The organism is Pseudomonas nitroreducens TX1 (genome assembly GCF_000313755.1).
Lineage (GTDB): Bacteria > Pseudomonadota > Gammaproteobacteria > Pseudomonadales > Pseudomonadaceae > Pseudomonas > Pseudomonas nitroreducens_A.
Window position 1 is genome coordinate 14,880 of the sequence record NZ_AMZB01000075.1, and the last position, 20,573, is coordinate 35,452.

Consider the following 20,573-nt stretch of genomic DNA (forward strand, 5'->3'; position numbering starts at 1 on the left):
GGATCGGACCCTAGGCGCCTTGGGGATCAAGCCGGGACCGGGCCGAGGTCCGATGCTGTCTGGCTTTCTCAGTGCTTAAACATAGGAAGGATTCTGCGAGCGTCAAGGACGGTACAAGAAAAACCGTGGTTGAACGGCTGATTTTGGTTGGGTGGAATAGCTGCGCTATTGGGATTTGAACCAGTGAACTGACAGTAGGTTTCACAAGCGTTGCCTGACCAATGCTCAGCGATCTGCTCCTAACAGCATTGCAGTACGGCCGGTCTACATAGGCAACCAGGCGGGACAGCGACGAATATCCATGAACAGTGGTTCGCTATAGGGCCGGTGCAGCCAGTGTTTCAGTGCCACCTGGTTGCCCCGGCGAAGCTTGCGGTCGTCAACCTTCCGAAAGTTTCGCGGCGGACCTTTGCGCCAACTGGAGAAACTGTCGCTGTGAAAGCGTGCCAGGCGCTGGCGAACGGCAACGGACTTCGGGTCCCAGTTGACCTCTTCGATGTCCCAGAGGGCATACACATAGTCGTACTGGCAGACTCGGCGACGGTAGGTGCGGGCCATGTCATGACTCCTGACGGATTATCTGGCTGACATGGCGACCTCCTTGGCTGGGTGGTGAGAGTGCTCGGCTGGCAGATGTGTAGTGCCAGTATGCGTCGTGGTGGGTGTGAGGCGGGAAAGACTATTCATACCGGGCCAAATGCCAGGAGCCTGAGCGCGTAGTCTGCGTAGTCTGCGTAGTTGGCAGCACAGGACTTCCTCGCGCTACCTGACTTGCTGAGTGCACAAAGGCTTCCCGATTCAACGATGAGTCACCCGCGTATAGCCCTGAGAAATCTCCAGCAGCGGATGCTTCAGTGGGGGTTGGTCTAAATGGACATTCTTGAGCGCAATCGCATTTTGAATGAGCTGCAGCAGCAGTTGGCTAGCGGCGAGATCACGATTGGAGGAGCAGTGCGACGCCTGCGCAAGGAAGTGACTGGCTTGCAGCAGGCCAGATTTGCACAGATGTGCAAACTGTCATTGCGTGCCTTGCGACAGCTTGAACTGGATGAGAGCAACCCGACGGTTCAGACGTTGAACAGTGTGTTTAATCCCTTTGGCATGCAGGTCGGCATTGTGCCGAAGACTCCGCATTGAGCGGCTGCATGCTGGTTCTTGAGGCTGGATGAGCGCTGGAGAAAGCAAATGGATTATTCATCGGTGCTCTCCGGGGTCATCCAGGCGGTCACTAGGGCTGGCGAGCTTCTAGTCGCAGAGTGGCAGCGTCCTGAGGGACCTCGTGGTGCAGGTGATAAAGCGGATGTTGATGTAGAAATCGAGGCTCTATTGCGGCCTTGCCTGCTTGACCTATTGGATGGGGATTTCTGGGGCGAGGAAACAGGATATTCGCTGACCGGTGCCCCGTTCTGCTGGGTGGTCGATCCTAACGATGGGACTGCTGACTTTTTGAAGGGGTTCAAGGGCTCTGCCATTTCGGTAGGACTACTTGAAAATGCTCAGCCTGTTCTCGGTGTGGTGTATGCGCCTGTGCTAGAAGGGTGCCCAACGCCGACACCGCCTGGCTTTCATCACTGGCACGGCCCAAGTGGCAATTGCCGGCGGCAACCGCGAGATCCGCCGTGATCAGGCGGTCCTCCAGTTCACTAGTGATGCAGTTGTCGTGGGGTTCGGCCTGCACTGTGACGGCGACGAGAACAGCCGTCGCAGTTAAAAGTTGCTTGATCATGGGGTGACCTCAAAGGGGGCGGCTATCTTTAGGTTCTATTACAGAACCATGCGGCGAGAAATTAGGTGCTATGATGAAACCTGTCAATTGGTTTCTTATCAGCAGCACCAGTCCGCCCCATCCATTTGGAGATCTGCACGTGGAGCGAGTTACCTTCGAGGATCGCAATTGTTCGGTCGCCCGCTCGGTGGATGTACTGGGCGACTGGTGGAACCTGCTGATCATCCGCGAGCTGCTTTGGGGCACGACGAAGTTCGATGAATTCCAGCGCAACCTGGAGATATCCAAAGGAATCTTGTCCAAGCGCCTGAAGCTGCTTCAGGACTACGGCATCCTCGTAAAGAACACCGTCGGCAGCGGTACCGAGTACGCCCTGACTGAGAAAGGACGAGCTCTTCACGTGATCATCATTGCCATGCTGCAGTGGGGTGATAAGTGGAACCCACTGGCAGAAGGTGCACCGCTGATTCCCATCAATCGCAAGACCGGCGCAACGTTGGCTCCGGTCCAACTCGCGGATATCAGCGGTATGCCACTCGCATTGGAAGATCTCAGCCTGCGCCCAGGCCCTGGCGCGGATGAGTCGACGCATGAGCGACTGGAGAGGCTGCGTCAGGCCGCTCAGCAGAAGGCCGAGATGAGTCGCTGATCAGATCAGCCCAGAAACGGGTGCCTGCACACGAGCACTGCGCTCGGAGAAACGTAGGCTGGCGAAGGCCAGCAGTAGAAACATCAGCGAGGCAACCAGTAAGCCGGTGTAGCCGAACACGGGATAGATCCACCCCGCGGCAGCTGAGCCAAGGCCAATGCCACCGAACATGAACGAGGATGTCAGGGCCAGGGCAATGCCGCGTTGTTCGGGCATCAGCTCGACGATACGGCGCTGTTGCGAGGGCCACACAATATCGGTCGCCAGCGCCCAGACCACCAGGGCCAGCAGCAAGCCACCAAGCTGCCTTGGCATCACCGCCAGGCCTAACAGGTCCAGTGCCAGAAGTGCGATGCCGAGCAACAGCAAACGTTCGGCACTGGCTCGCAATGCCATACGCGTGACCAGCAGATTGCCCAGCACACCCGCCACTCCCAGCACGCCGAGCGCCAGGGTGATGTCATTTGCGCTGCCATGGAAATCGTTGCCAATAATCGGAGCAAGGAAGGCGTAGGTGGTGAATACACCCGAGGTCACGAAGAACACCACCAGAAACGCACTGAGCGTGGTGGCGTGTGTGAGCAATGCCAGCACATCGGTTAGCGCGGCGCGTTGTCCCTCCACGCGATTTGGCACCCACAGCCCAATCATCGCTGCTGTTAGCAGGCCACTGGCGCCAATGCCGAAGAACAGGCTGCGCGCGCCGAACTCATGGGCGATCCAGGCGCTGATCGGCATTCCGGCGAGGCCGGCGATGCTCAACCCAAGCAGCACGATGGCGATGGCGCTACCTTGTTGCTCACGCGCGACCAGATTCGACCCTAGGGCACCCAGAACGGGACCGATAAAGCCTGCTCCCAGCCCCATCAGTACCCGAGCCAACAGCAACGTTTCATAGTTCGACGCGACAGCAAACAACAGTGCCGACGCGCTGAAGATCGACAGTCCAAGCAACACCTGCAAGCGACGGCGTAGATGGCCCAAGGTCATCTGCAGCAAAGGCGCGGCAACCGCGAAGGTTACGCCGAACACAGTGATCAGCAGCGCACTCTGCGCGTTGCTCAAGGTCCAGGCGGAGGCAATCGCCTCCAGGCTACCGACCACCGACAGTGCGCCGACCGCCTGGACGAAGTAGGCCAGGCTGAGCAGGCGTAACGACAGGCGATCAGCCGCTGAGATGGAGCTGTGCATGGTGCTCTCCAGAAATACAGAAACGCCCGACCTCATGAAGAGATCGGGCGCCGGGTTCAGGCAACCGGGATGGGGTTGTCAATGAGCGACTGGTTGAATTGCTCCACCAGGGCGTGCTCGTTGGGGCCGACATTGGCACGCAGCGCGGTGATGCCATCGACGATCACCTCGGTGGTTGCCGTTTCCAGCTTCGCCAGGGTCTCGGCAATAAAGGCATCCAGCGGCATGGCACGTGGGTCGCCGCTTTTGTGGATCAGGTCGGTGTCGACCCATGGCGGCGCGATTTCCAGCACCTTGACGCTGGTATCACGCAGCATGAAACGCTGCGACATGCTGTAGGAATGGATTGCGGCCTTGGTCGCCGAGTACAGCGCCGTGACGGCAATCGGGATAAACGCTAGCACCGAGCTGTTGTTGATGATGGTAGCGTCCGGCTGACGCTTGAGATGCTCGACAAAGGCGGCGCTGACACGCACTGGCCCCAGCAGGTTGGTCGTCAGCAGGCCGACCGCCTGCTCGTCGTCGAGATCACCCGAAGCGGCATTGTCGAACGGCATGATGCCGGCGTTGTTGATCACCACGTTGAGGTTGGGATGGCGCTCAATCACCTGCTGCGCCACCTGCTTGATCTGCTGTGCATCGTTGATGTCCAGCACCACGGTGTCGATGCCGGGGTTGGCGCGAGCAATCTCGTCCAGCAGGCTTTGACGGCGCCCGGCAATGATCACGGTGTTGCCACGTTTATGGAAAGCTTCGGCCAAGCCGCGACCGATGCCAGAGGTACCGCCGGTGATAAAAATAGTATTGCCGCTGAGTTTCATGCTGGTTCTCCTGAGGTGGGTTCGATCAATGCTGGGCGCTGTAGCGCGGCGCAGGCTGGTTAGTGGAAAGGGTGCTGAACATGGCCTGGCGAGCGGACTCGTAGGCCTGCCATTGGCTGGCGTCATGCAGGGATGGAATGGAAATCAGCTCACCGCGCTCGAAGTCGATCAGTGCGGCGTCGACCAGGGCGCTGGCCGGCATCACGATGGCGGGGTCCAGATGTTCCAGCGGCAGACCGCCGTTGTCCCAGAACTCGGTGGCGGTCGCCCCTGGCAGCACAGCCTGGATACGCACACCTTTGTCGGCCAGTTCGTGATGCAGCGACTGGCTGAAGGCAGTGACAAACGCTTTGCTGCCTCCGTACACGCCGTTGAGCACTTCCGGAGCGATGCTGACGATGGACGAAATGTTGATGATCGCGCCGTTGCCGCGTGCAACAAATCCGGGGATCGCGGCGTAGCTCAAACGCATCAACGCGGTCACGTTGAGGTCGATCATCCGTGTCATCAGGCCGACGTCACTGTCGAGCAGCGGCGTATGGGTACCGATGCCGGCGTTGTTGACCAGCAGGGTAATGCTCGCATCGTCCTTGAGCTTGGCCTCGACAGCGGCCAGGCTCTGGGTGTCGCCGAGATCGGCTTGCAGCACCTCGACCACACGCTGGGTATCGTCGGTGATGCGGCGTGCCAGGTCGTTCAGACGGTCGCGATTACGGGCGACCAAGATCAGGTCATAACCACGCTGAGCCAGGCGCTCAGCGTAGAGGGCACCGATACCCGACGATGCGCCAGTGACCAGTGCGGTGCCTTTCGATGGGTTGCTCATGACGTGTCTCCAAGTGGGGTGGGCTTGGGACACAGCATGGCGAGAATTGGAAAAGACCTAAATGACGTATACAGTCATGTTTTAGGACATCGCTAGAACGAGACCTGACCATGCACAGAATCGGCTACCTACTCTCCGACAACTTCCAGGTGCTGTCGCTCGCCACCCAGACCGTTTTCGAATACGCCAACATCGTGGCCGAAGCGCCGTTCTACTCCATCGCATTTTTCTCCCTCACCGGCGGCATCGTGCGCTCGTCGCTGGGCCTGGGGATCGAAACCCAGGCTCTGGACAGTCCGGGTCTGGCCGACACCTGGATGATCGCCGGGGTTAATACGCCACTGGATACGCCGCCAAGTGAGGCGGCCTTGGCGTTTGTGCGACAGGCTGGGCAACAAGCGCGACGCGTCGCAGGCATCTGCACCGGCGGCTTTGTGCTGGCCCAGGCCGGCCTGCTCGATGGCCGTCGCGCCACCACCCACTGGGCATATGGTGCCGCTCTGCAGCGCCTCTACCCGCAGATCAGCGTTGAGGACGATCGCATTTTCATCATCGATGGCAGTGTGTGGACCTCCGCGGGCATGACCGCCGGTCTAGACCTGGCGCTCGGTATGGTGGAAAAGGATCTTGGACCGGAAGTGGCGCGTTCGGTGGCGCACAAGCTGGTCATGCATCAGCGCCGCTCGGGCGGGCAATCGCAGCATTCGGAAATGCTCAGCCTTGCGCCGAAATCCGACCGCATCCAGAACGCGTTGAACTATGCCCGGCAGAACCTGCACAAACCGCTCAGCGTCGAGGAGCTGGCCGAGGCCGTGCACCTCAGCCCGCGCCAGTTCACTCGCGTGTTCACTACCGAAACCGGGCAATCCCCGGCCAAGGCCATCGAGCGTCTGCGCCTTGAGGCGGCACGGGTGATGATCGAACAGAGCCGTCATTCACTGGACGTGATCGCCAAGGAGACCGGCTTCCGTGATCGTCGCCATATGCGCGAAGTGTTCATCCGCGGCTTTGGTGTTCCGCCGCAAGCGATACGACGGGATGTCCGAGGCGTAAGCCTCTAATCACTCGTTTGAACACGCTCAGGCGTCCTTTTGCTGCAGCCATTCACTCGGACTGCTGCCCACCTTACGGCGGAACGTTCGCGCCAGTGCCGAGGGGCTCTCGTATCCGACCTCGCCTGCAATCACGGCAATGGGCCGCCCCTCACGCAAGCGCTTCTGTGTCAGGCCGATGCGCCAATCGGTCAGATACTCTGCAGGAGTCACGCCTACCACCTGGCGAAAATGCGCCGCGAAACTTGCCCGCGACATACTCGCCAGCGTGGCCAGATCCGCTACTGACCAGGTGCGCTGCGGATCATTGTGCATCGCCGTGAGCGAGCGAGACAGCCGTGGGTTAGCTAGCCCAGCCATCATTCCCGAAGTGATGCTGCGATTAGCGATGAGATGGCGAAGCAGCTGGATCAGCATCAGTTCGAAGAGGCGATTGAGCACTACATCGCGCCCACACTCTTCGCCGAAGGCCTCGGCAAACAACCAGTCGAGACTGCCAGTGAGCCCTGGCAGTTCTCTGAGCGGCTGCACGATGTAATCCGGCAATGCCAGGGTCAGCGGGTTGTTGGCCCCACCATCGAAGTGCAAGGTGGCGCAGACCAATTCGGCAGCATCCACCTCAGTGGCAATCAACTGATGCTGCAACGGCCGCGCCACGAGTATCAGGCTCGGCTCTACCAGCTCGATGAGCTGATTGTGCTTGTCCCTGAAGCTCAAGCGTCCGGAGCGCAGCAGATGGGCATGGCCATAACTGCCTTGTCCGTAGATATCAGTAACGCCACAGAACGCCCCTTGATGGAAGGTGGCGGCGTGTGGATTGAAGTGCTTAAGCAGAACGGATAAGCGATCCATGGCGGACTCAATTTGGACGATCTGTTGCATAACATCGACGATCTGAATCCGAAAGTGAAGTTTCGACTTCTAGTATGGGCTCCAAGCTTGATCGACAAGCTCACTGCTCAACCTACTGGAGAACACCCATGACTCGTATCGCCGCTCTCACCCTGGAACAAGCCCCCGCTGCTTCGCGCACCGCCCTCGAAGGCGTGCAAAAAGGTCTCGGTTTCATCCCCAACGCCTTCAAGACACTGGCCCACGCACCGGCCGCACTGAATGGCTACCTGGCCCTGTCCCAAGCGCTGGGCAAAAGCTCGCTGAGCGTTGCCGAGCGCGAGGTTGCCGCACTGGCCACCTCCGAAGTCAACGGCTGCGACTACTGCATCGCCGCTCACACATTCTTTGGAGGCAAGGCTGGCCTGAGTGCAGACGAAATTCAGAAGGCGCGCTCGGGCTCACTCAGCGCTGTTGCCACGCTGGCACGGCAGATAACCGAAAGCCGTGGCCAACTGAGCGATGGGCAAATCGCCGCCGCACATGAAGCGGGCCTGACCGACAGCAAGATTATCGAGGTGGTGGCCCAAGTCACCTTGCTAACCCTGACCAACTACCTGAACAACATTGCTGGCACGGCTATCGATTTCCCGCCGTCGGCCCACTAGAAGGTCAATCACCATGAACACGGTAACCGTCTATACAACTCAGCAATGTCCTTATTGCCTGAGTGCCAAGAGGCTGCTGGCAAACAAGGGCGTTGTCACCGTCGAAATTGACGTGGAGGCGTCACCGCAACGTTTAGCCGAGATGATGCAAAAATCTCAGCGCAGAACGGTGCCGCAGATATTCATTGGTGACGTACATGTCGGTGGTTTTGACGACCTGGCTGGGCTTGAGCGTAGGGGCGAATTAGATTTGTTGCTGCAGCCCTGATGCTGATAGTTCAAATGCCCCAGATAGCCTTCCTATCTGGGGCATTTCGATCCCTCTGGATTCCTACGGATCTATCTCGCCAGGCTCGTACCTGCCCTAATCCAGTAGTCGTCGAGCGACAGCTTTTGGCCGGTTAGCGCCCATGTCCTAGCCATCCTTGTCCTCCCCCATGTGGAGGATTTGTCATGAACATCATCGCTACCTGCAGCCGTGAGCCCTGGAATAAAGGGAAATTGGTCGGGCAGAAGGCCCCGCTCCGACTGAGAGATATCTGGGCCATACGAGTAAGGCTTCAAATTGCAGAAAGAACCCGGGATTTAGCACTCTTCGATCTAGCCATCGACAGCAAGCTTCGAGCCTGCGACTTAACCAAGCTCCGTGTGCGCGATGTCGCCCATGGCGAGCATGTATCATCACGAGCCATGGTGATGCAGCAAAAAACGCACCGGCCAGTGCAGTTCGAGATCACAGAGCAAACACGGTCTGCTCTCGCCGCCTGGATACATCACGCTCAGCTCCGTGACGAGGACTGCCTTTTTCCGAGCCGGCTGCATACCTCAGACCATCTATCAACTCGTCAATACGCTCGAATCGTCAAAGGCTGGGTGCAAGCTATCGGCCTGGATCCGGCCATGTATGGCACTCACACAATGAGACGTACGAAGGCATCACTTATCTATCGGAGGACGAAGAACCTGCGGGCGGTTCAACTACTGCTAGGCCATACGAAGCTGGAGAGCACCGTTCGATACCTCGGGATTGAGGTCGATGATGCTTTGGAGATGGCGGAACAGACCGAAGTTTGAGCATGCACTCATCGCGACGGTCGAGGACAGGCCGTCGCTAACCGGCCAAAGACAGTCATCAAGTGTCTAGGAAAGTCGACGCGGTTCAAGGATCTCAAGGCTTTATTTCACGCACTGGCGGTGCCGCTGTTTTCCCTTTTTGCAGAACGTAGACCCCGACGATGATGCAAGCCAGTGCCAGCAGATCCGAGGCGTGGATAGGCTCATTCACAAGAATGGTGCCAATTGCCAACGCCACTACCGGTGGGACGTAAGTCACCCCTGCAGCCTTGAGCGCCCCGAGCTGCTGGACTAAAAAATAGTACAGAACGTAAGCAACCCCAGTGCCCATGACGCCTAGACCCAAGACTAGGCCAGTCAAGGCGACAGGTTCGCTTGTGATCCGCTCCATACCATCGAAGCTGGTAGTCACCAGGAGTAACAGCAGCGCAAAACCTATTTGATAAGTCGAGAGCGCGAGAGGGGACAGATTCTTATCTACCAGAAACTTTCTCGCATACACAAACGAGCAGCCAAGGCTTAGAGACCCACCGATCATGAATAGCACGCCACTGAGCGAGATACCGTCAGCAGAGGCGTTCCAGGGCCGGGCTATCAGCATCACACCGAAGAAGCCAATGACCAGCCCTGTGATGGTCATCCGAGTGATGGGCTCTTGGCGCAAAAAGAGAAATGCTGTCAGAAATGTGAATAGAGGTATGGCACCACTGAGCATTCCTGCGATGCCTGATGGTAACAGCGCAGTGCCTTTGGCGAAGGCGAGGTAGTAAAGCGCCGTAGCTAGAAGTGCCATGACGATGAAGTGATGCGATTGCCGTAGATCTGACCAGCTCAAGGCCCTACGTGATATAGCCAGGAGAAGGATGGGGAGGAAGCCGAACAGAACGCGGAGTAGAACGATTTGGATGGGTGAAATCAGCACGGCAGCCCATTTCATGAAGATAAAATTAGTTCCCCAAATCAGTCCTAAAAGGCCAAAGGCGGGGTAGACCAGCTTGTTCATTGAGCAATCCCAAAGCAGCGTGAGCTCGCTATTTAAAACAGCTTCCTGGGGTGAGACAATCGACTTTCTGAAGGCCATGATATAGAAAAACTTCACTATGAATCGGTTCCCTCCCTTCAAAGCGCTCGTGGCATTCGACGCCTCCATGAGACACAACAGCTTCAGTGAGGCGGCACGAGAGCTTCATGTCACCCCTGGCGCCATAGGGCAGCAGATTCAGAAGCTCGAGGCATGGTTGGGCACTGCATTGTTCGTGCGTTCAGTAAGGCAAATACAGCCAACAATTGCGGCTATCCGCTATTGGGAAGATATCCAGGCTTCGCTGATGCGAATTCAGAGGGCCAGTGATGAGTTGCGTATGGATCAGGCAAACGAGGTGTGGTTGTCCATGCCACCAACCCTAGCCGCAAAATGGTTCGCCTCACGAATGGGAGACTTTCTCAGCTTCAGACCGGATATCTCGTTGCACCTGAGTGCATCGACAACCTTGATAGACTTTGAGCGTGATCGAGTTGATCTTGCTATCCGCTATTTTGACGGCAATGACCCCAGCTTAGACTCGACACTGCTTTACGCTGACGAGGCTCGACTTTACTGCGCACCTGCTTATGCTCGGAAGCATTCACTGAACAACCCCGAGGATCTGGTGCGAGTTACACTCCTTCAAACCACCTTACTGCCTCATTGGCCTCAGTGGTTGGAAATGCACACTCGATTGTCTAAAGCCCAAATTTCTGCAATTCCAAGCCAGCACTTCGATCAATCCATATTGGCTATAGAGACTGCCCGTCACGGCCAAGGGGTAGTTTTGAGTAGCTCAATTCTTACCCAGCTAGAGGTTCAAGACGGTTCCCTCATAGAGCCTTTTGAGCTGACCCTACCAGTCAGTAAGGGTTATTTCCTGGTGCACCTGCGGGGCACACAGTTGCGTCCGGCAGCAGCCATCCTCAAACAGTGGTTGATCAAGCGGGCCGAAGAGGAGCGTCTGCTCGCGTGATCCCTGGTGGGCTCGCAAGCGTTGGCGGCGCTCTCGCCGTGGTGTATTAGCCTGGCATTCTTCATCGACTATCCCTGATCAAGTTGCTCAACCGCATAATGCCGTCGCTAGCTTATCTGGCGCAGGGGCGAGCGAAAGGCAAGGTTTTTGTCCAGATGAAGTAAGTGGAGCGGCCAGGTGCCCTCAGGGTGGCGTCAGCTTAAGTCGGAAGCGGATTGCACCCTTCCTTAGGACTCGGTGAAACACAAAGGGGAGCGAAAGCTCCCCTTTTTTGTGGCTGCAGTTTAGTCCCGGTGCGACTTGTTCAGCCGTTCTGCCTTGGTCGTTATTCGGCAGTCAAGAAGCACACGAACGCAGTAGCCATCGCGCCCACGAGCACGACCCCAAGCATCGTATACGGGGGCAGGGCGAGCAGGGTGGGGACATCAGCCTGCGGTCGCGGATCAGCGCGGCATAGCTTCGAGAGACCGCCTCTACCGACAGCGGCGAGCGCCTGTCCGGTGAATGTGTCTCACCCAGGCGCATTCTGTAAATCAGCGCTAGTGCCAACGCCACCATCGCGATGATGATGAACAAAGCTCTCCACCCTATCGCGTCACTCAAAATGCCGCCGATCAATGGGGAGAATCCTGGAGCAGCTGCCATAGCGACCATGGTTAGGGATAAGGCTCGTGCCAGCTCTTCACCGTCATACAAGTCACGAGCAATGGCACGTGATAACACTGCTGTAGCGCACACGCCCAACGCCTGAATGCTCCGCCCTGCAATGAGTGCGGGTAGAGAATCTGCCAATGCGCACACGACACTTCCGAGCATGAAAATGGCCAAGCCGGACAGCACCAGGCGTTGCCGGCCAAAGCGATCCGATAGCGGGCCCACTACCAACTGTCCCAGTCCGAACACTAGGAAAAAGCTACTCAGCGTTCCACTCAGCTGGCTGATTGAGGCTCCCAGGTCGCGTGCCATTGAAGGGAATGCGGGCAGGATGATGTTCGTTGCCAGTGCCCCCATAGCTGCCAGTGCTGCGAGAAGGAGCACAGCACCTGTGTGCAGCGTCGTGATGTTCGAAGCAGGGTTCGAGCTATCGGTTCGGATAGCAGCTACCTGCGGCATTTGGTCGTCGCTCATGCGCTGTTCATCTCTAGCAAATGAATCCTGTACCTCGTCATGAAGGCAGCCTTGAAAAGCTTCAGGGCTGTCCATCAGCGAGGTGTTCATGCAGTTACGAATGCCGCGATTCATGGCGGCACGAGCAGCTCTGCTCGTTTCTTGGCTGGAGCGGCTCGGGCCAAACAGGGGCTTGCTGAGGCGCTCACACTGAATTATTGTATCTACAACATTTGTATATACAATTGTTTGCTTAGGGGGAGCTGATGGGAGGATTCGACGAGAGTGTTCGCTGGCTTGCTGAGGAGGAGAGGGTTCGAGCTCGCCTCAGATCTCCTGGCGTGGCATCCGCCGAAGAGGTCTCCAGTCGTTCTGGTATGGAGATGTTCAACGCGATTTTCGATGGTGAGCTCCCACAGCCACCGATGGGAGACACCCTCAGCTTCATACCGATACAGATGAGCCCAGGTGAGGCTATTTTTCAGGGCCGCCCGCAGGTGCGGCACTACAACCCCATGGGAACGGTTCATGGCGGCTGGTACGCAACGATCCTCGATTCAGCGGTTGGGTGTGCGATCCACACCACGCTACCTGCAGGGAAGGCTTACACGACCTTGGAGCTCAAGGTGAACATGGTGCGGGCCCTGACTGCTGATGTCGCGGTGGTGCGTGCAGAAGGGAAGGTCATCCAGGTAGGGCGACAGGTCGCCATAGCGGAGGGCCGCATTATTGGCCCAGACGGCAAGCTTTATGCGCACGCTACTACCACGTGTTTGATATTCGATTATCGCGCCTGAGTTTCGGCGGGCTGAGTTCACCCGCTTTCACGTGTGTAGTTAAAGGAAGAACCTCAACTGCTTGGAGCTTTGCTTTGAGCGGAGCTTAACTGCCTCAAAGCTAACTGCTCTGAGGCACTGGATATAGTCAGTTCTGGAGTCGGAGTTTGAATATGAAGTACGTTGCGTTTGGAAATACTGGGTTGCGGGTATCCCAGGTAACCCTTGGAACCGGTAATTTCGGCACGGGCTGGGGGCATGGAGCTGATCCAGAAGTCAGCAAGAGCCTCTTTAACGCTTATGCAGAGGCGGGCGGCAATTTCATTGATACTGCTGACAGCTATCAGTTTGGCCAGTCAGAAGAGCTTGTAGGCGAGCTGCTGAAAGGTCGCCGCGAAGACTTTGTGTTGGCCACAAAGTACACAAACGGTGCTAACCCCAATGCTAACCGCCTAGTCACGGGCAATAGCCGTAAGGCCATGGTTGCGTCGGTCGAAGCAAGCCTCAAGCGCCTGGGGACGGATCGAATCGACATGTATTGGGTGCATCACCCGGACGGTGTGACGTCTCTGGATGAAATCCTGCGTGGCCTCGATGATCTCGCCCGGGCCGGCAAGATTCTGTACGCCGGGTTGTCGAATTTCTCTGCATGGCAGCTCTCGAGGGCTGTGACGATTGCTGAGCTGACCCGCTCCCTGCCGATTGCTGCGGTTCAGTTCGAGCACAGCCTAGTACGACGCGAGCCCGAGGCCGATATTTTCCCTGCATCTCAAGCCTTTAATCTGGGCATGGTGACGTGGTCGCCTCTGGGCGGAGGGTTACTGACCGGAAAATACCGTAAAGGCGAAGCGGGGCGTGCGGAAGCGCTTGGCGGGAAAGTGTTCCAGCCTGAAAACTCGACTCAGAGAACTGACGTGCTGGACACCGTTATCAAGATCGCCGAGGAGCTGGGCACCACTCCAGGCCAGGTTGCACTCGCCTGGGCAGGTACTCACGGCTCAGTACCAATCATTGGGCCACGGTCGCTGTCTCACCTTGTCGATAACCTTGCTGCCCTGAACTTGCACATGACTCCGGAGCAGATTGATCGCTTGGATGTCGTGAGCAGTTTGAATCCAGCCGCTCCAGCGAGAACGCCGGTTGTGTGGGGTGGGAAGTAAGCTTTCAGGTGTCCCGAGGGGCTTGTCAGCCGGATGTTGCTTGTTGGCTAAGGCGCTTTGGGATAAGGTTGCATATACAACTGTTGTAGGTGCAAGTCTGTCTCATGGAAAACATCCGCAAGCCTCAAGGCTGTACCAACCTGAAGCTCAGGCAACTGACGCGAATGGTGACTCGGCATTACGATGGCTACGTCGCTGCGACCGGTTTGAAGAATACCCAGTACGCATTGCTGTCCTATATCGTAAGGCTTGGCCCAATCCGCCCAGGTGATCTCGCTAAGCGGATGCAAATGGATGCGTCGACGTTGACCCGCAACACTCAGCCATTAGTGGCGCATGGGTGGATTGAAATTCAGCCGGGAAGGGACGCCCGGAGTCGCGTTGTGGTAGCCACTGAGGCAGGCCGAGCTAAGCAGGCCGAAGGCCAGAGGGCTTGGAAGCAAGCTCAAGATGCCCTCAATGACAAACTCGGATTAGAGACCGTCGCGACCTTGCACGACATCTTGGACGCCGGTATTCAATGCCTGGATGACGGGATTGATAATGCGAGTGAGCAAAGTCTCTGAGTAATCCTTAACTTTACATTTGGCTTCGTATTATTGCCTTTATCACTTTATGAGTGAGGTATTGCTATGCGTATGCAATTTGTACGAGACACGCAGGCACCAGGGCGTGAATCGCTCCTAGTTTCGTAGACACATCCGAGCTGCTGCTTCTGGCCGATTGCTGCCGCTGAAGAGAGGCAGCTACCGACCCATAGCGGCCATTGGCATTACATGAGTCCGCTCAGGAACACGACAGCATTCGTCGCTGTATAGCAGAGTGGTGTTGAGTTAAGTCCGTGGCGGAACGAAGGACGCCCATGGAAAGCCTTCGAGCACGACGACATCCTCGCCGGGGACTCGCGCGTCTGCTTCTGTACACCGACCCGGCACGTCTGCCGGAGCTTGGCGCCGAGGCGGGCGTTTGGCAATTGTACCTACGGACTTGGCGCCCTGGCGCATACGACAAGGGGATCACTGCCAAGCGAGCCGAGCTGCGGAAGAAGTGGGTGGCCGGCTATGCCGCAGTGCTGGAGGTGGTCCAGTGACTGGCGGGTGGAAGGCGGCAGCGCTGGCGCTCGCCGTTGGGCTTCTGGTCGGGGGCGGAGCCGCCGGTGGGGCATGGCTCAGTTCTGAGCGATACGCCCCGCAGCTCAAGGAGCAGGGCGACAAACTGATGACCTGCACCGTGGCGCCCGACAACGTACTGGCGCTGGTCACTGAGCAGGGCGCCAAGCTCCGCGAGCTGGTCAACCAGGCCGAACAGCGGGAGGCGAAGGCGGCCCAGGCGGTCGCCAGTACCCATCAGTAAGCTGGCCAGCACTGTGCCGCCGCCCACCGACTGCAGCAGGAGCGCGTAGAGGGCGACCCAGCAGCAGTGGCAGAGTCGCTGATCGACACAGTGTTAGGGGCTCTGAGCAGTTCATCCGGGCTGTTCGAGCTCCAAAAGAAGCTTGTCGATCTGAGAAGCTAACTTGGCGAGACTCCCGACTTTCTCTTTGGTTACTTCTGGCACCACACCTGGGGCCTGGAGATCAATCCATTGTGACAGAGCGTGTATCTCCTGCTGGACGGGCTCTGCGCTCAGTTTAAGGTTGCGAATCTTGTCATGAGCGTTGGGTATTAATTGGATTGCCATTTACTGCTCCAAGGTACTTCAACTGCCTTGAATGGAGATGCTAACGGCATGATTGCAATTACAGCTACGGACTGTCGTTATTCGATATCCGATGTCGCTTTCAGCGAGGCGGCTCACCACTTTGATAGGAGGTGTATGGCGATTTTTCATGGATGTTCCTGTCTGCGTTGGCGAGATGCGCCGGACAGGCCGAGTCTGAGTTGCGCACGGTGCGCGTGAAGGTCCCGGTGGCGGTTCCGTGTAGAGCGCCGGCGGTCGAGGAGCCGATTTCGGCGACGGCGTCGCTGCAGAAGGGAGACAGCCTGCAGACCAAGGTGCGCGCACTGCTAGCCGAACTGGAACAACGGACGGGCTATGAAGTGCAGCTGCGCGCTGCGGTGCAGGCGTTCCAGTGAATAGCTCAGGTGCCTGTTCGCCTACGATCCGACGAGATTAAAAAATGCCGCTAGGTGGAAGGTACCTAGCGGCAAGGAAGGGTCGTGCAGTCGGACTTTAGACCAGAATGCTCACCCTTTAATTTTCTTTCTTCGGGAGTAGACGAATGGGATCGTTCAACCTGTCTTGGCCTCGCGCCCGCTGGGAGCGGAGCTGGTAATCGATATTTTCGTGAGCGCTGCTCTCGCATGTACTGAGCGGCGGCATTCGCCCACTGCGTGGCTTCTTGCTCGGAATTGCATGACCAGAAGAACGTCCCGAGGAAGACCTTCCATACGGGCGGATCTTCAGCCATGCATTCAATGCGAATGTCCATGGCTATCCGTCTGTAATCTGAATGAGTACCCCCAAGCCTGGTCGCCTAGGGAAGCGGCTAAGTTAAAATAATGATGGCCAAACGAAGCGCAAGGTGTGAAGCGCTGACGGCCGACCGGTGGGAATGGCGAATAGATCTACCGCCTTTGCCGACAACGAGAAGCCCCGCTGGGGCGGCGGGGCTTCAAGACATCATCTCACCTACAAGGGATATCACTGGATTAGCCGATCCGTCGGCTGGAACAAATGCTAGCTGGAAGAAAAAGATTTGCCAGAGTAATGGCGTTTTGAGTTCGGACCGCCATCATTGCCTCTACGAAGCGAGGCGCTAGTCTTAGTGAGTCTTCGCGCAGGTAGGCTCTGCGAATGGAAATGCGCAGATGCATTGGCACGTTTTCTATCGAGTTGGTGGAGTAGATAGGGAGTTGTGGATGGAGTCGAGGGACATCCCCCACATCAAAGCAGTTGCCTTCACCATCTTCGTTCATGAGTTTTCCATGGAGCCCAGCCCCTGTGAAGCGGGGGCTGACGTAGAGTCATGGCTTTCGGTCAAAGGGGTGAGCATCCTGGACGTACAGCTGGATTCTCCTCGCTAGCCCGTTAATGCGCCACGCTGGTCAGGGAAGATGGTCGCGACAAGGAATATATCGTCTGCGCACTGCTGCACGACATCGGCGACACCCTCGGCTCGTAAAACCATCCGGATATCGCCACCGCGATACTCCGTCCTTTCGTCAGCGAGGAAAATCTCTGGATGGTGCAGCACCACGGCATCTTCCAGAGCTACTTCTTCTTCCATCTGATCGAAAAGTATCGCACCCTGCGCGAGCAATTCCGGGGTGACCCGAACTCCGAGCGCACCGTGGAGTGCTGCGCGAAATACGATGCGCCGGCCTTCAATCCGATGCGCCGGCGTTCTTCGAACCGATGCTTCGCCGCGTTTTCGCGGAACCGGAACGGTCGATGTATACCCCCGCTAAATCGGCTTGACTCGTGGGGCGGGGCTGAGGCTCCGCTCGACGTTCCCGTTTGCCGTGTCCATGTCCGCTATTGGGCGTTAGCCGCCTTCTGAAGGGGGAGAAGGTAGCGCTCGCTCCTGTGGCGGCCGGTAGCATCAGATCATCGGGTCCCAGCGCTGCGACCAGTCCGGGTCCTGCGCCACCACCTCGCGCAGCAGTGCGAAGGCCTGCTGCAGCGCTTGCGTATCGCGGTCGCGCGAGTAGACGAGATAAGTCGGGTAGCTAAACTCCGGCGCCTTGGGCACCCGGCGCAGCACCTTGCGGTCCAGGTAGCTCTGCACCACCCGCGTGCGGAAGTAGCCCGAGCCGCCGTTCTCCAGCATGTACTGCAACGCCAGCGGGCCGAGGTTGAACGATACCGGCGCCTTGGCCAGCTCCGGCAGCGCGCTGTCGTGCTGCTGGCGGAAACCGTCGCCCCAGTCGATATAGACATAGGGCTCGGGGTTCTGCGCGCGGACCAGGATCAGTTTCTCCTCCAGCAACTGTTCCACCTGCATGCCCGGCCAGTAGGTCGGCTGGTAGACCAGGGCGGCGTCCATCACGCCCAGCTCCAGCTGGCGCAGCAGGCTCGGGCCGTCGCCTATCTCGGCGCGCACCGCGTGGTCGCCGATCACCTGGCGGATGCGGCTGACCCAGCGCAGCATCAGCGGGTTGCACAGGCTCACCTCGCCACCGATGTGCAGCACGTTATGAATGCCCTCGGGCAGCGGCAGATCGCGCTGGGCCGACTCCCAGGTCTGCAGGATCTGGTTGGCGTAGGTGACGAACGCCTCGCCGTCCGGGGTCAGGCGCGCGCCGGCGCGGTTGCGCACGAACAGCGTGCAGTTGAGATGCGCCTCCAGCTTCTGCACCCGTGCGGTGACGGCGGTCTGGGTGATGTGCATGCGCTCGGCAGCGGCGACGAAGCTGCCGTGGCGGACGATTTCCAGGAAGGTACGGGTGAGGTCGATGTCCATTCGGAAGCTTTTGCGTGAATCAGGCAGCCAGTTTAGCGTCCCGGTGTTTCCCAGGTCAGCCCAGGTGGCTGAGCAGGTCGCGTTCGAGGGCGGCGATCAGGTCGGTCTGGGTGATCACGCCCACCAGCTCGCCGCGCTCCAGCACCGGCAGGCAGTGCAGGCCGTGATCGGAAAGCAGCGGGATCAGCTCCACCGCATGGGTATCGGCGTCCACGTGCAGCACCGGGCTGGTCATCACCTCGCCCAGCAGGCGGTCGCGGCGCAGGCCGATGCCGCCAAGCAGGCGTTTCCACCAGACGCTCCGGGGCACCAGCAGGTCGATCAGGCTGACGATGCCGACCAGCCGGCGATCTTCGTCGAGGATCGGCAGGGCCTTCAGGTGGTGCTTCACCAATAGGCGTAGGGCCTGGCTGAGCGGTGTTTCCGGCGAGGCGCAGATCAGGTCGCGCGACATCACCTCCCGCGCGCGGGTGTCGCCCATGTTGCGGCGCAGGGCGTGGCGCTCGGTGCTGCGAACGATGCGTTCCAGATCGTCACGGGTGATGTCGACGAAGCCGTCCAGCTCGTCCAGCGCCCGGTCGAGGTCGGCGGCCTGGATGCCGACCCGCGCGCCGGGGGCCGGGTCCTGGGTCTGGTGGTTGTCCGGCGCGAGGCTGCGGCGGCGAGGGTAGGGCATGCGCGTCAGGTTGTTGAACAGCAGGGCCAGCAGCACCAGGCCGAGGCCGCCGCTGATGGCCGGCAGCGTTGCCATCCAGATCGGCTGGCCGGGCAGGGGCGAGGCGAAGACCATGCAGAAGGCCAGCGCGCCGCCCGGCGGATGCAGGCAGCGCAGCGGGTACATCAGCAGCAGGCTCAGGCCCAGGGCGAGGGCCGCGCTGGCGATGCCGGCGGGTAGCCAGAAGCCGATCAACAGCGCCACCAGCGATGCGCACAGGTAGCTGCCGATCACCGACCAGGGCTGGGCGAGGGCGCCGGAAGAAACCGCGAACAGCAGCACTGCCGAGGCGGCCCAGGGACCGGCGAAGTGCAGCGCCACCGAGGAGCCGAACAGCACGCCGCAGGTGGCGGCGCTGAGCAGGAAGCCCAGGCTGGCCCCGGTAGAGGCGCGCAACCATTCGCGTGGACGGGTATGGGGGATGTCGGGCAGGTACGCGGCGGCGCGGTGCCGCCAGCCGGTGAGGGCAGGCATCGGAAGGTCCGGAGCAGAGATTGAAAAAAACGGGCTCCAGGGAAAGAGCCCTGCAAGGTGCCGAAATCGGCACTCGGGGAGGCCCCGTCCCTGGGGCTGGAAAGCAACAGCGCTGGAAGTCAAAGACGCTGGGAAATCAGGCGCGCATTCGGCAGGACGGTGGCGGTTCCGGCAGCGGCTGGACGATCCGTTCGCAGTGCCGCCCGGTGGCCGCGCTCATGCGCCGTGCGGCTTCAGGGTCGTCGGCGAAGGGCAGCAGCGCCGCCTGTTCGTCAGCGTCCCGGCGGCAGGCTCGCCAGCAGGCAACGGCGCAGGCGATCAGGCCGATGAGGCTCAGCAGCATCTGATTCTCCTCAGGCTCTGGCCGCTTCGAGGTTCGTTACCGGCTTGTCGGCGCGCACCGTGGCCCAGGTGTTCCAGGCCATCAGCAGCATGCCGCTGGCGAAGGTGGAACCGCCAATCAGCCGCACGATGTAGCCGGGATGGCTGGCCGCGAGCGCCTCGACGAAGGAATAGGTCAGCGTGCCGTCGGCGTTGATGGCGCGCCACATGAGGCCCTGGGTGATGCCGTTGACCCACATGGAGGCGATGTACAGCACAGTGCCGATGGTAGCCAGCCAGAAGTGGGCGTTGATCAGCCCGACGCTGTGCATCTGCTCGCGTCCGTAGAGCTTGGGGATCATGTGGTAGAGCGCGCCAATGGAGATCATCGCTACCCAGCCCAGGGCGCCAGCATGCACGTGGCCGATGGTCCAGTCGGTGTAGTGCGACAGCGAGTTCACTGTCTTGATCGCCATCATCGGCCCTTCGAAGGTGGACATGCCGTAGAAGGCCAGCGACACCACCAGGAAGCGCAGGATCGGGTCGGTGCGCAGCTTATGCCAGGCGCCGGAGAGGGTCATCATGCCGTTGATCATGCCGCCCCAGCTCGGAGCCAGCAGGATCAGGGACATCACCATGCCCAGGGACTGCGCCCAGTCCGGCAGGGCGGTGTAGTGCAGGTGGTGCGGGCCGGCCCAGATGTACAGGGTGATGATCGCCCAGAAATGCACGATGGACAGGCGATAGGAATAGATCGGCCGCTCGGCCTGCTTGGGC

General features: G+C 59.1%; 25 protein-coding genes and 2 pseudogenes. 14 read left to right on the forward strand and 13 right to left on the reverse strand.

Annotation, left to right across the window (positions count from 1 at the left end):
• Nucleotides 1-264: 264 nt before the first annotated feature.
• Nucleotides 265-558, reverse strand: a complete 294-nt coding sequence (locus C167_RS0103420; RefSeq protein WP_017516856.1) for a hypothetical protein — start codon at nt 556-558, stop codon at nt 265-267.
• A 312-nt stretch (nt 559-870) separates the two neighbouring features.
• Here C167_RS0103420 and C167_RS0103425 point away from each other — a divergent pair, with 312 nt between their 5' ends.
• Entirely contained in the window at nt 871-1,137 is a 267-nt protein-coding gene (locus C167_RS0103425) for a helix-turn-helix domain-containing protein (RefSeq protein WP_017516857.1), read from the forward strand.
• Nucleotides 1,138-1,185: 48 nt separating this feature from the next.
• A pseudogene (locus C167_RS33560) lies at nt 1,186-1,545 on the forward strand (inositol monophosphatase family protein); the annotation flags it as partial.
• Here C167_RS33560 and C167_RS32130 read toward each other — a convergent pair.
• Nucleotides 1,457-1,726, reverse strand: a complete 270-nt coding sequence (locus C167_RS32130; RefSeq protein WP_017516858.1) for a hypothetical protein — start codon at nt 1,724-1,726, stop codon at nt 1,457-1,459. The pseudogene C167_RS33560 and the gene C167_RS32130 overlap by 89 nt on opposite strands.
• A 73-nt stretch (nt 1,727-1,799) precedes the next feature.
• On the opposite strand from C167_RS32130, the gene C167_RS0103435 reads away from it, so the two are divergent.
• Nucleotides 1,800-2,375 (forward strand): winged helix-turn-helix transcriptional regulator, encoded by a 576-nt coding sequence (locus tag C167_RS0103435; protein ID WP_235154282.1) that lies wholly within the window; start codon nt 1,800-1,802, stop codon nt 2,373-2,375.
• Here the strand turns inward: C167_RS0103435 and C167_RS0103440 are convergent, their stop codons facing one another.
• From C167_RS0103440 to C167_RS0103450, 3 genes are read right to left on the reverse strand one after another with little or no spacing between them, the layout of a single operon-like run.
• Nucleotides 2,376-3,566 (reverse strand): MFS transporter, encoded by a 1,191-nt coding sequence (locus C167_RS0103440; RefSeq protein ID WP_017516860.1) that lies wholly within the window; start codon nt 3,564-3,566, stop codon nt 2,376-2,378. It lies immediately after the preceding gene.
• Between the two features lie 56 nt (nt 3,567-3,622).
• On the reverse strand, nt 3,623-4,387 hold the full coding sequence (locus tag C167_RS0103445; RefSeq protein WP_017516861.1) for an SDR family oxidoreductase: 765 nt from the start codon (nt 4,385-4,387) through the stop codon (nt 3,623-3,625).
• Nucleotides 4,388-4,412: 25 nt separating this feature from the next.
• Complete coding sequence (locus tag C167_RS0103450) at nt 4,413-5,213, reverse strand: SDR family NAD(P)-dependent oxidoreductase (protein ID WP_017516862.1); 801 nt, start codon at nt 5,211-5,213, stop codon at nt 4,413-4,415.
• A 110-nt stretch (nt 5,214-5,323) separates the two neighbouring features.
• Between C167_RS0103450 and C167_RS0103455 the strand changes: the two genes are divergently transcribed.
• Nucleotides 5,324-6,274, forward strand: a complete 951-nt coding sequence (locus C167_RS0103455; protein WP_017516863.1) for a GlxA family transcriptional regulator — start codon at nt 5,324-5,326, stop codon at nt 6,272-6,274.
• A gap of 18 nt (nt 6,275-6,292) precedes the next feature.
• Here the strand turns inward: C167_RS0103455 and C167_RS0103460 are convergent, their stop codons facing one another.
• Nucleotides 6,293-7,117 carry an AraC family transcriptional regulator gene (locus C167_RS0103460; RefSeq protein ID WP_026078776.1) on the reverse strand — a complete coding sequence of 275 codons (825 nt, stop codon included), beginning with the start codon at nt 7,115-7,117 and terminating at the stop codon, nt 6,293-6,295.
• Between the two features lie 128 nt (nt 7,118-7,245).
• Here C167_RS0103460 and C167_RS0103465 point away from each other — a divergent pair, with 128 nt between their 5' ends.
• The 3 genes from C167_RS0103465 to C167_RS0103475 all read left to right on the forward strand — a co-directional run bounded on the left by C167_RS0103465 (nt 7,246) and on the right by C167_RS0103475 (nt 8,838).
• Nucleotides 7,246-7,764, forward strand: a complete 519-nt coding sequence (locus tag C167_RS0103465; RefSeq protein ID WP_017516865.1) for a carboxymuconolactone decarboxylase family protein — start codon at nt 7,246-7,248, stop codon at nt 7,762-7,764.
• A 13-nt stretch (nt 7,765-7,777) separates the two neighbouring features.
• A complete protein-coding gene (gene grxC / locus C167_RS0103470) occupies nt 7,778-8,032 on the forward strand; it encodes a glutaredoxin 3 (RefSeq protein ID WP_017516866.1) in 255 nt (84 codons plus the stop codon).
• Between the two features lie 185 nt (nt 8,033-8,217).
• Entirely contained in the window at nt 8,218-8,838 is a 621-nt protein-coding gene (locus C167_RS0103475) for a tyrosine-type recombinase/integrase (protein ID WP_017516867.1), read from the forward strand.
• Nucleotides 8,839-8,932: 94 nt separating this feature from the next.
• Here the strand turns inward: C167_RS0103475 and C167_RS32135 are convergent, their stop codons facing one another.
• A complete protein-coding gene (locus C167_RS32135) occupies nt 8,933-9,937 on the reverse strand; it encodes a DMT family transporter (protein WP_017516868.1) in 1,005 nt (334 codons plus the stop codon).
• A gap of 1 nt (nt 9,938) precedes the next feature.
• Between C167_RS32135 and C167_RS0103485 the strand changes: the two genes are divergently transcribed.
• A complete protein-coding gene (locus C167_RS0103485) occupies nt 9,939-10,838 on the forward strand; it encodes a LysR substrate-binding domain-containing protein (protein WP_017516869.1) in 900 nt (299 codons plus the stop codon).
• Between the two features lie 336 nt (nt 10,839-11,174).
• Here C167_RS0103485 and C167_RS32140 read toward each other — a convergent pair whose 3' ends face one another.
• Nucleotides 11,175-12,080, reverse strand: a complete 906-nt coding sequence (locus tag C167_RS32140; RefSeq protein WP_235154283.1) for an MFS transporter — start codon at nt 12,078-12,080, stop codon at nt 11,175-11,177.
• Between the two features lie 131 nt (nt 12,081-12,211).
• Here C167_RS32140 and C167_RS0103495 point away from each other — a divergent pair, with 131 nt between their 5' ends.
• The 4 genes from C167_RS0103495 (at nt 12,212) to C167_RS35265 (ending at nt 15,234) form a co-directional block, all read left to right on the forward strand.
• The gene (locus tag C167_RS0103495) at nt 12,212-12,742 is read left to right on the forward strand and encodes a PaaI family thioesterase (protein ID WP_037005964.1); all 531 of its coding nucleotides are present in this window, start codon (nt 12,212-12,214) and stop codon (nt 12,740-12,742) included.
• Between the two features lie 152 nt (nt 12,743-12,894).
• On the forward strand, nt 12,895-13,881 hold the full coding sequence (locus tag C167_RS0103500) for an aldo/keto reductase (RefSeq protein ID WP_017516872.1): 987 nt from the start codon (nt 12,895-12,897) through the stop codon (nt 13,879-13,881).
• A gap of 104 nt (nt 13,882-13,985) precedes the next feature.
• Nucleotides 13,986-14,447 carry a MarR family winged helix-turn-helix transcriptional regulator gene (locus C167_RS0103505; protein ID WP_017516873.1) on the forward strand — a complete coding sequence of 154 codons (462 nt, stop codon included), beginning with the start codon at nt 13,986-13,988 and terminating at the stop codon, nt 14,445-14,447.
• A 652-nt stretch (nt 14,448-15,099) separates the two neighbouring features.
• Entirely contained in the window at nt 15,100-15,234 is a 135-nt protein-coding gene (locus C167_RS35265; protein ID WP_268744083.1) for a hypothetical protein, read from the forward strand.
• A gap of 111 nt (nt 15,235-15,345) precedes the next feature.
• On the opposite strand, the gene C167_RS34755 is transcribed toward C167_RS35265, so the two are convergent.
• Nucleotides 15,346-15,561: a hypothetical protein gene (locus C167_RS34755; protein ID WP_017516875.1), complete on the reverse strand. Its 216-nt coding sequence runs from the start codon at nt 15,559-15,561 to the stop codon at nt 15,346-15,348.
• A 152-nt stretch (nt 15,562-15,713) separates the two neighbouring features.
• On the opposite strand from C167_RS34755, the gene C167_RS0103520 reads away from it, so the two are divergent.
• Nucleotides 15,714-15,956, forward strand: coding sequence for a hypothetical protein (locus tag C167_RS0103520; protein WP_017516876.1), 243 nt, complete (start codon nt 15,714-15,716; stop codon nt 15,954-15,956).
• 962 nt (nt 15,957-16,918) lie between these two features.
• A pseudogene (locus C167_RS35010) lies at nt 16,919-17,301 on the forward strand (phosphohydrolase); the annotation flags it as partial.
• Between the two features lie 124 nt (nt 17,302-17,425).
• On the opposite strand, the gene C167_RS0103535 reads toward C167_RS35010, so the two are convergent.
• The 4 genes from C167_RS0103535 to C167_RS32155 all read right to left on the reverse strand — a co-directional run.
• Nucleotides 17,426-18,286 (reverse strand): LysR family transcriptional regulator, encoded by an 861-nt coding sequence (locus tag C167_RS0103535; RefSeq protein WP_017516879.1) that lies wholly within the window; start codon nt 18,284-18,286, stop codon nt 17,426-17,428.
• Between the two features lie 55 nt (nt 18,287-18,341).
• Nucleotides 18,342-19,475 (reverse strand): HPP family protein, encoded by a 1,134-nt coding sequence (locus C167_RS0103540; protein ID WP_017516880.1) that lies wholly within the window; start codon nt 19,473-19,475, stop codon nt 18,342-18,344.
• Between the two features lie 136 nt (nt 19,476-19,611).
• Nucleotides 19,612-19,818 (reverse strand): hypothetical protein, encoded by a 207-nt coding sequence (locus tag C167_RS0103545; protein WP_017516881.1) that lies wholly within the window; start codon nt 19,816-19,818, stop codon nt 19,612-19,614.
• 10 nt (nt 19,819-19,828) lie between these two features.
• Nucleotides 19,829-20,573: cbb3-type cytochrome c oxidase subunit I (locus C167_RS32155; protein ID WP_017516882.1), on the reverse strand; the 745-nt coding region annotated here is incomplete at its 5' end.

Bases quoted from the DNA above. Each gene is read 5' to 3' on its own strand.
- C167_RS0103420 (WP_017516856.1), bottom strand. From the start codon at position 558: ATGGCCCGCACCTACCGTCGCCGAGTCTGCCAGTACGACTATGTGTAT.
- C167_RS0103425 (WP_017516857.1), top strand. From the start codon at position 871: ATGGACATTCTTGAGCGCAATCGCATTTTGAATGAGCTGCAGCAGCAG.
- C167_RS32130 (WP_017516858.1), bottom strand. From the start codon at position 1,726: ATGATCAAGCAACTTTTAACTGCGACGGCTGTTCTCGTCGCCGTCACA.
- C167_RS0103435 (WP_235154282.1), top strand. From the start codon at position 1,800: ATGAAACCTGTCAATTGGTTTCTTATCAGCAGCACCAGTCCGCCCCAT.
- C167_RS0103440 (WP_017516860.1), bottom strand. From the start codon at position 3,566: ATGCACAGCTCCATCTCAGCGGCTGATCGCCTGTCGTTACGCCTGCTC.
- C167_RS0103445 (WP_017516861.1), bottom strand. From the start codon at position 4,387: ATGAAACTCAGCGGCAATACTATTTTTATCACCGGCGGTACCTCTGGC.
- C167_RS0103450 (WP_017516862.1), bottom strand. From the start codon at position 5,213: ATGAGCAACCCATCGAAAGGCACCGCACTGGTCACTGGCGCATCGTCG.
- C167_RS0103455 (WP_017516863.1), top strand. From the start codon at position 5,324: ATGCACAGAATCGGCTACCTACTCTCCGACAACTTCCAGGTGCTGTCG.
- C167_RS0103460 (WP_026078776.1), bottom strand. From the start codon at position 7,117: ATGGATCGCTTATCCGTTCTGCTTAAGCACTTCAATCCACACGCCGCC.
- C167_RS0103465 (WP_017516865.1), top strand. From the start codon at position 7,246: ATGACTCGTATCGCCGCTCTCACCCTGGAACAAGCCCCCGCTGCTTCG.
- grxC (WP_017516866.1), top strand. From the start codon at position 7,778: ATGAACACGGTAACCGTCTATACAACTCAGCAATGTCCTTATTGCCTG.
- C167_RS0103475 (WP_017516867.1), top strand. From the start codon at position 8,218: ATGAACATCATCGCTACCTGCAGCCGTGAGCCCTGGAATAAAGGGAAA.
- C167_RS0103485 (WP_017516869.1), top strand. From the start codon at position 9,939: ATGAATCGGTTCCCTCCCTTCAAAGCGCTCGTGGCATTCGACGCCTCC.
- C167_RS32140 (WP_235154283.1), bottom strand. From the start codon at position 12,080: ATGAATCGCGGCATTCGTAACTGCATGAACACCTCGCTGATGGACAGC.
- C167_RS0103495 (WP_037005964.1), top strand. From the start codon at position 12,212: ATGGGAGGATTCGACGAGAGTGTTCGCTGGCTTGCTGAGGAGGAGAGG.
- C167_RS0103500 (WP_017516872.1), top strand. From the start codon at position 12,895: ATGAAGTACGTTGCGTTTGGAAATACTGGGTTGCGGGTATCCCAGGTA.
- C167_RS0103505 (WP_017516873.1), top strand. From the start codon at position 13,986: ATGGAAAACATCCGCAAGCCTCAAGGCTGTACCAACCTGAAGCTCAGG.
- C167_RS35265 (WP_268744083.1), top strand. From the start codon at position 15,100: ATGACCTGCACCGTGGCGCCCGACAACGTACTGGCGCTGGTCACTGAG.
- C167_RS34755 (WP_017516875.1), bottom strand. From the start codon at position 15,561: ATGGCAATCCAATTAATACCCAACGCTCATGACAAGATTCGCAACCTT.
- C167_RS0103520 (WP_017516876.1), top strand. From the start codon at position 15,714: ATGTTCCTGTCTGCGTTGGCGAGATGCGCCGGACAGGCCGAGTCTGAG.
- C167_RS0103535 (WP_017516879.1), bottom strand. From the start codon at position 18,286: ATGGACATCGACCTCACCCGTACCTTCCTGGAAATCGTCCGCCACGGC.
- C167_RS0103540 (WP_017516880.1), bottom strand. From the start codon at position 19,475: ATGCCTGCCCTCACCGGCTGGCGGCACCGCGCCGCCGCGTACCTGCCC.
- C167_RS0103545 (WP_017516881.1), bottom strand. From the start codon at position 19,818: ATGCTGCTGAGCCTCATCGGCCTGATCGCCTGCGCCGTTGCCTGCTGG.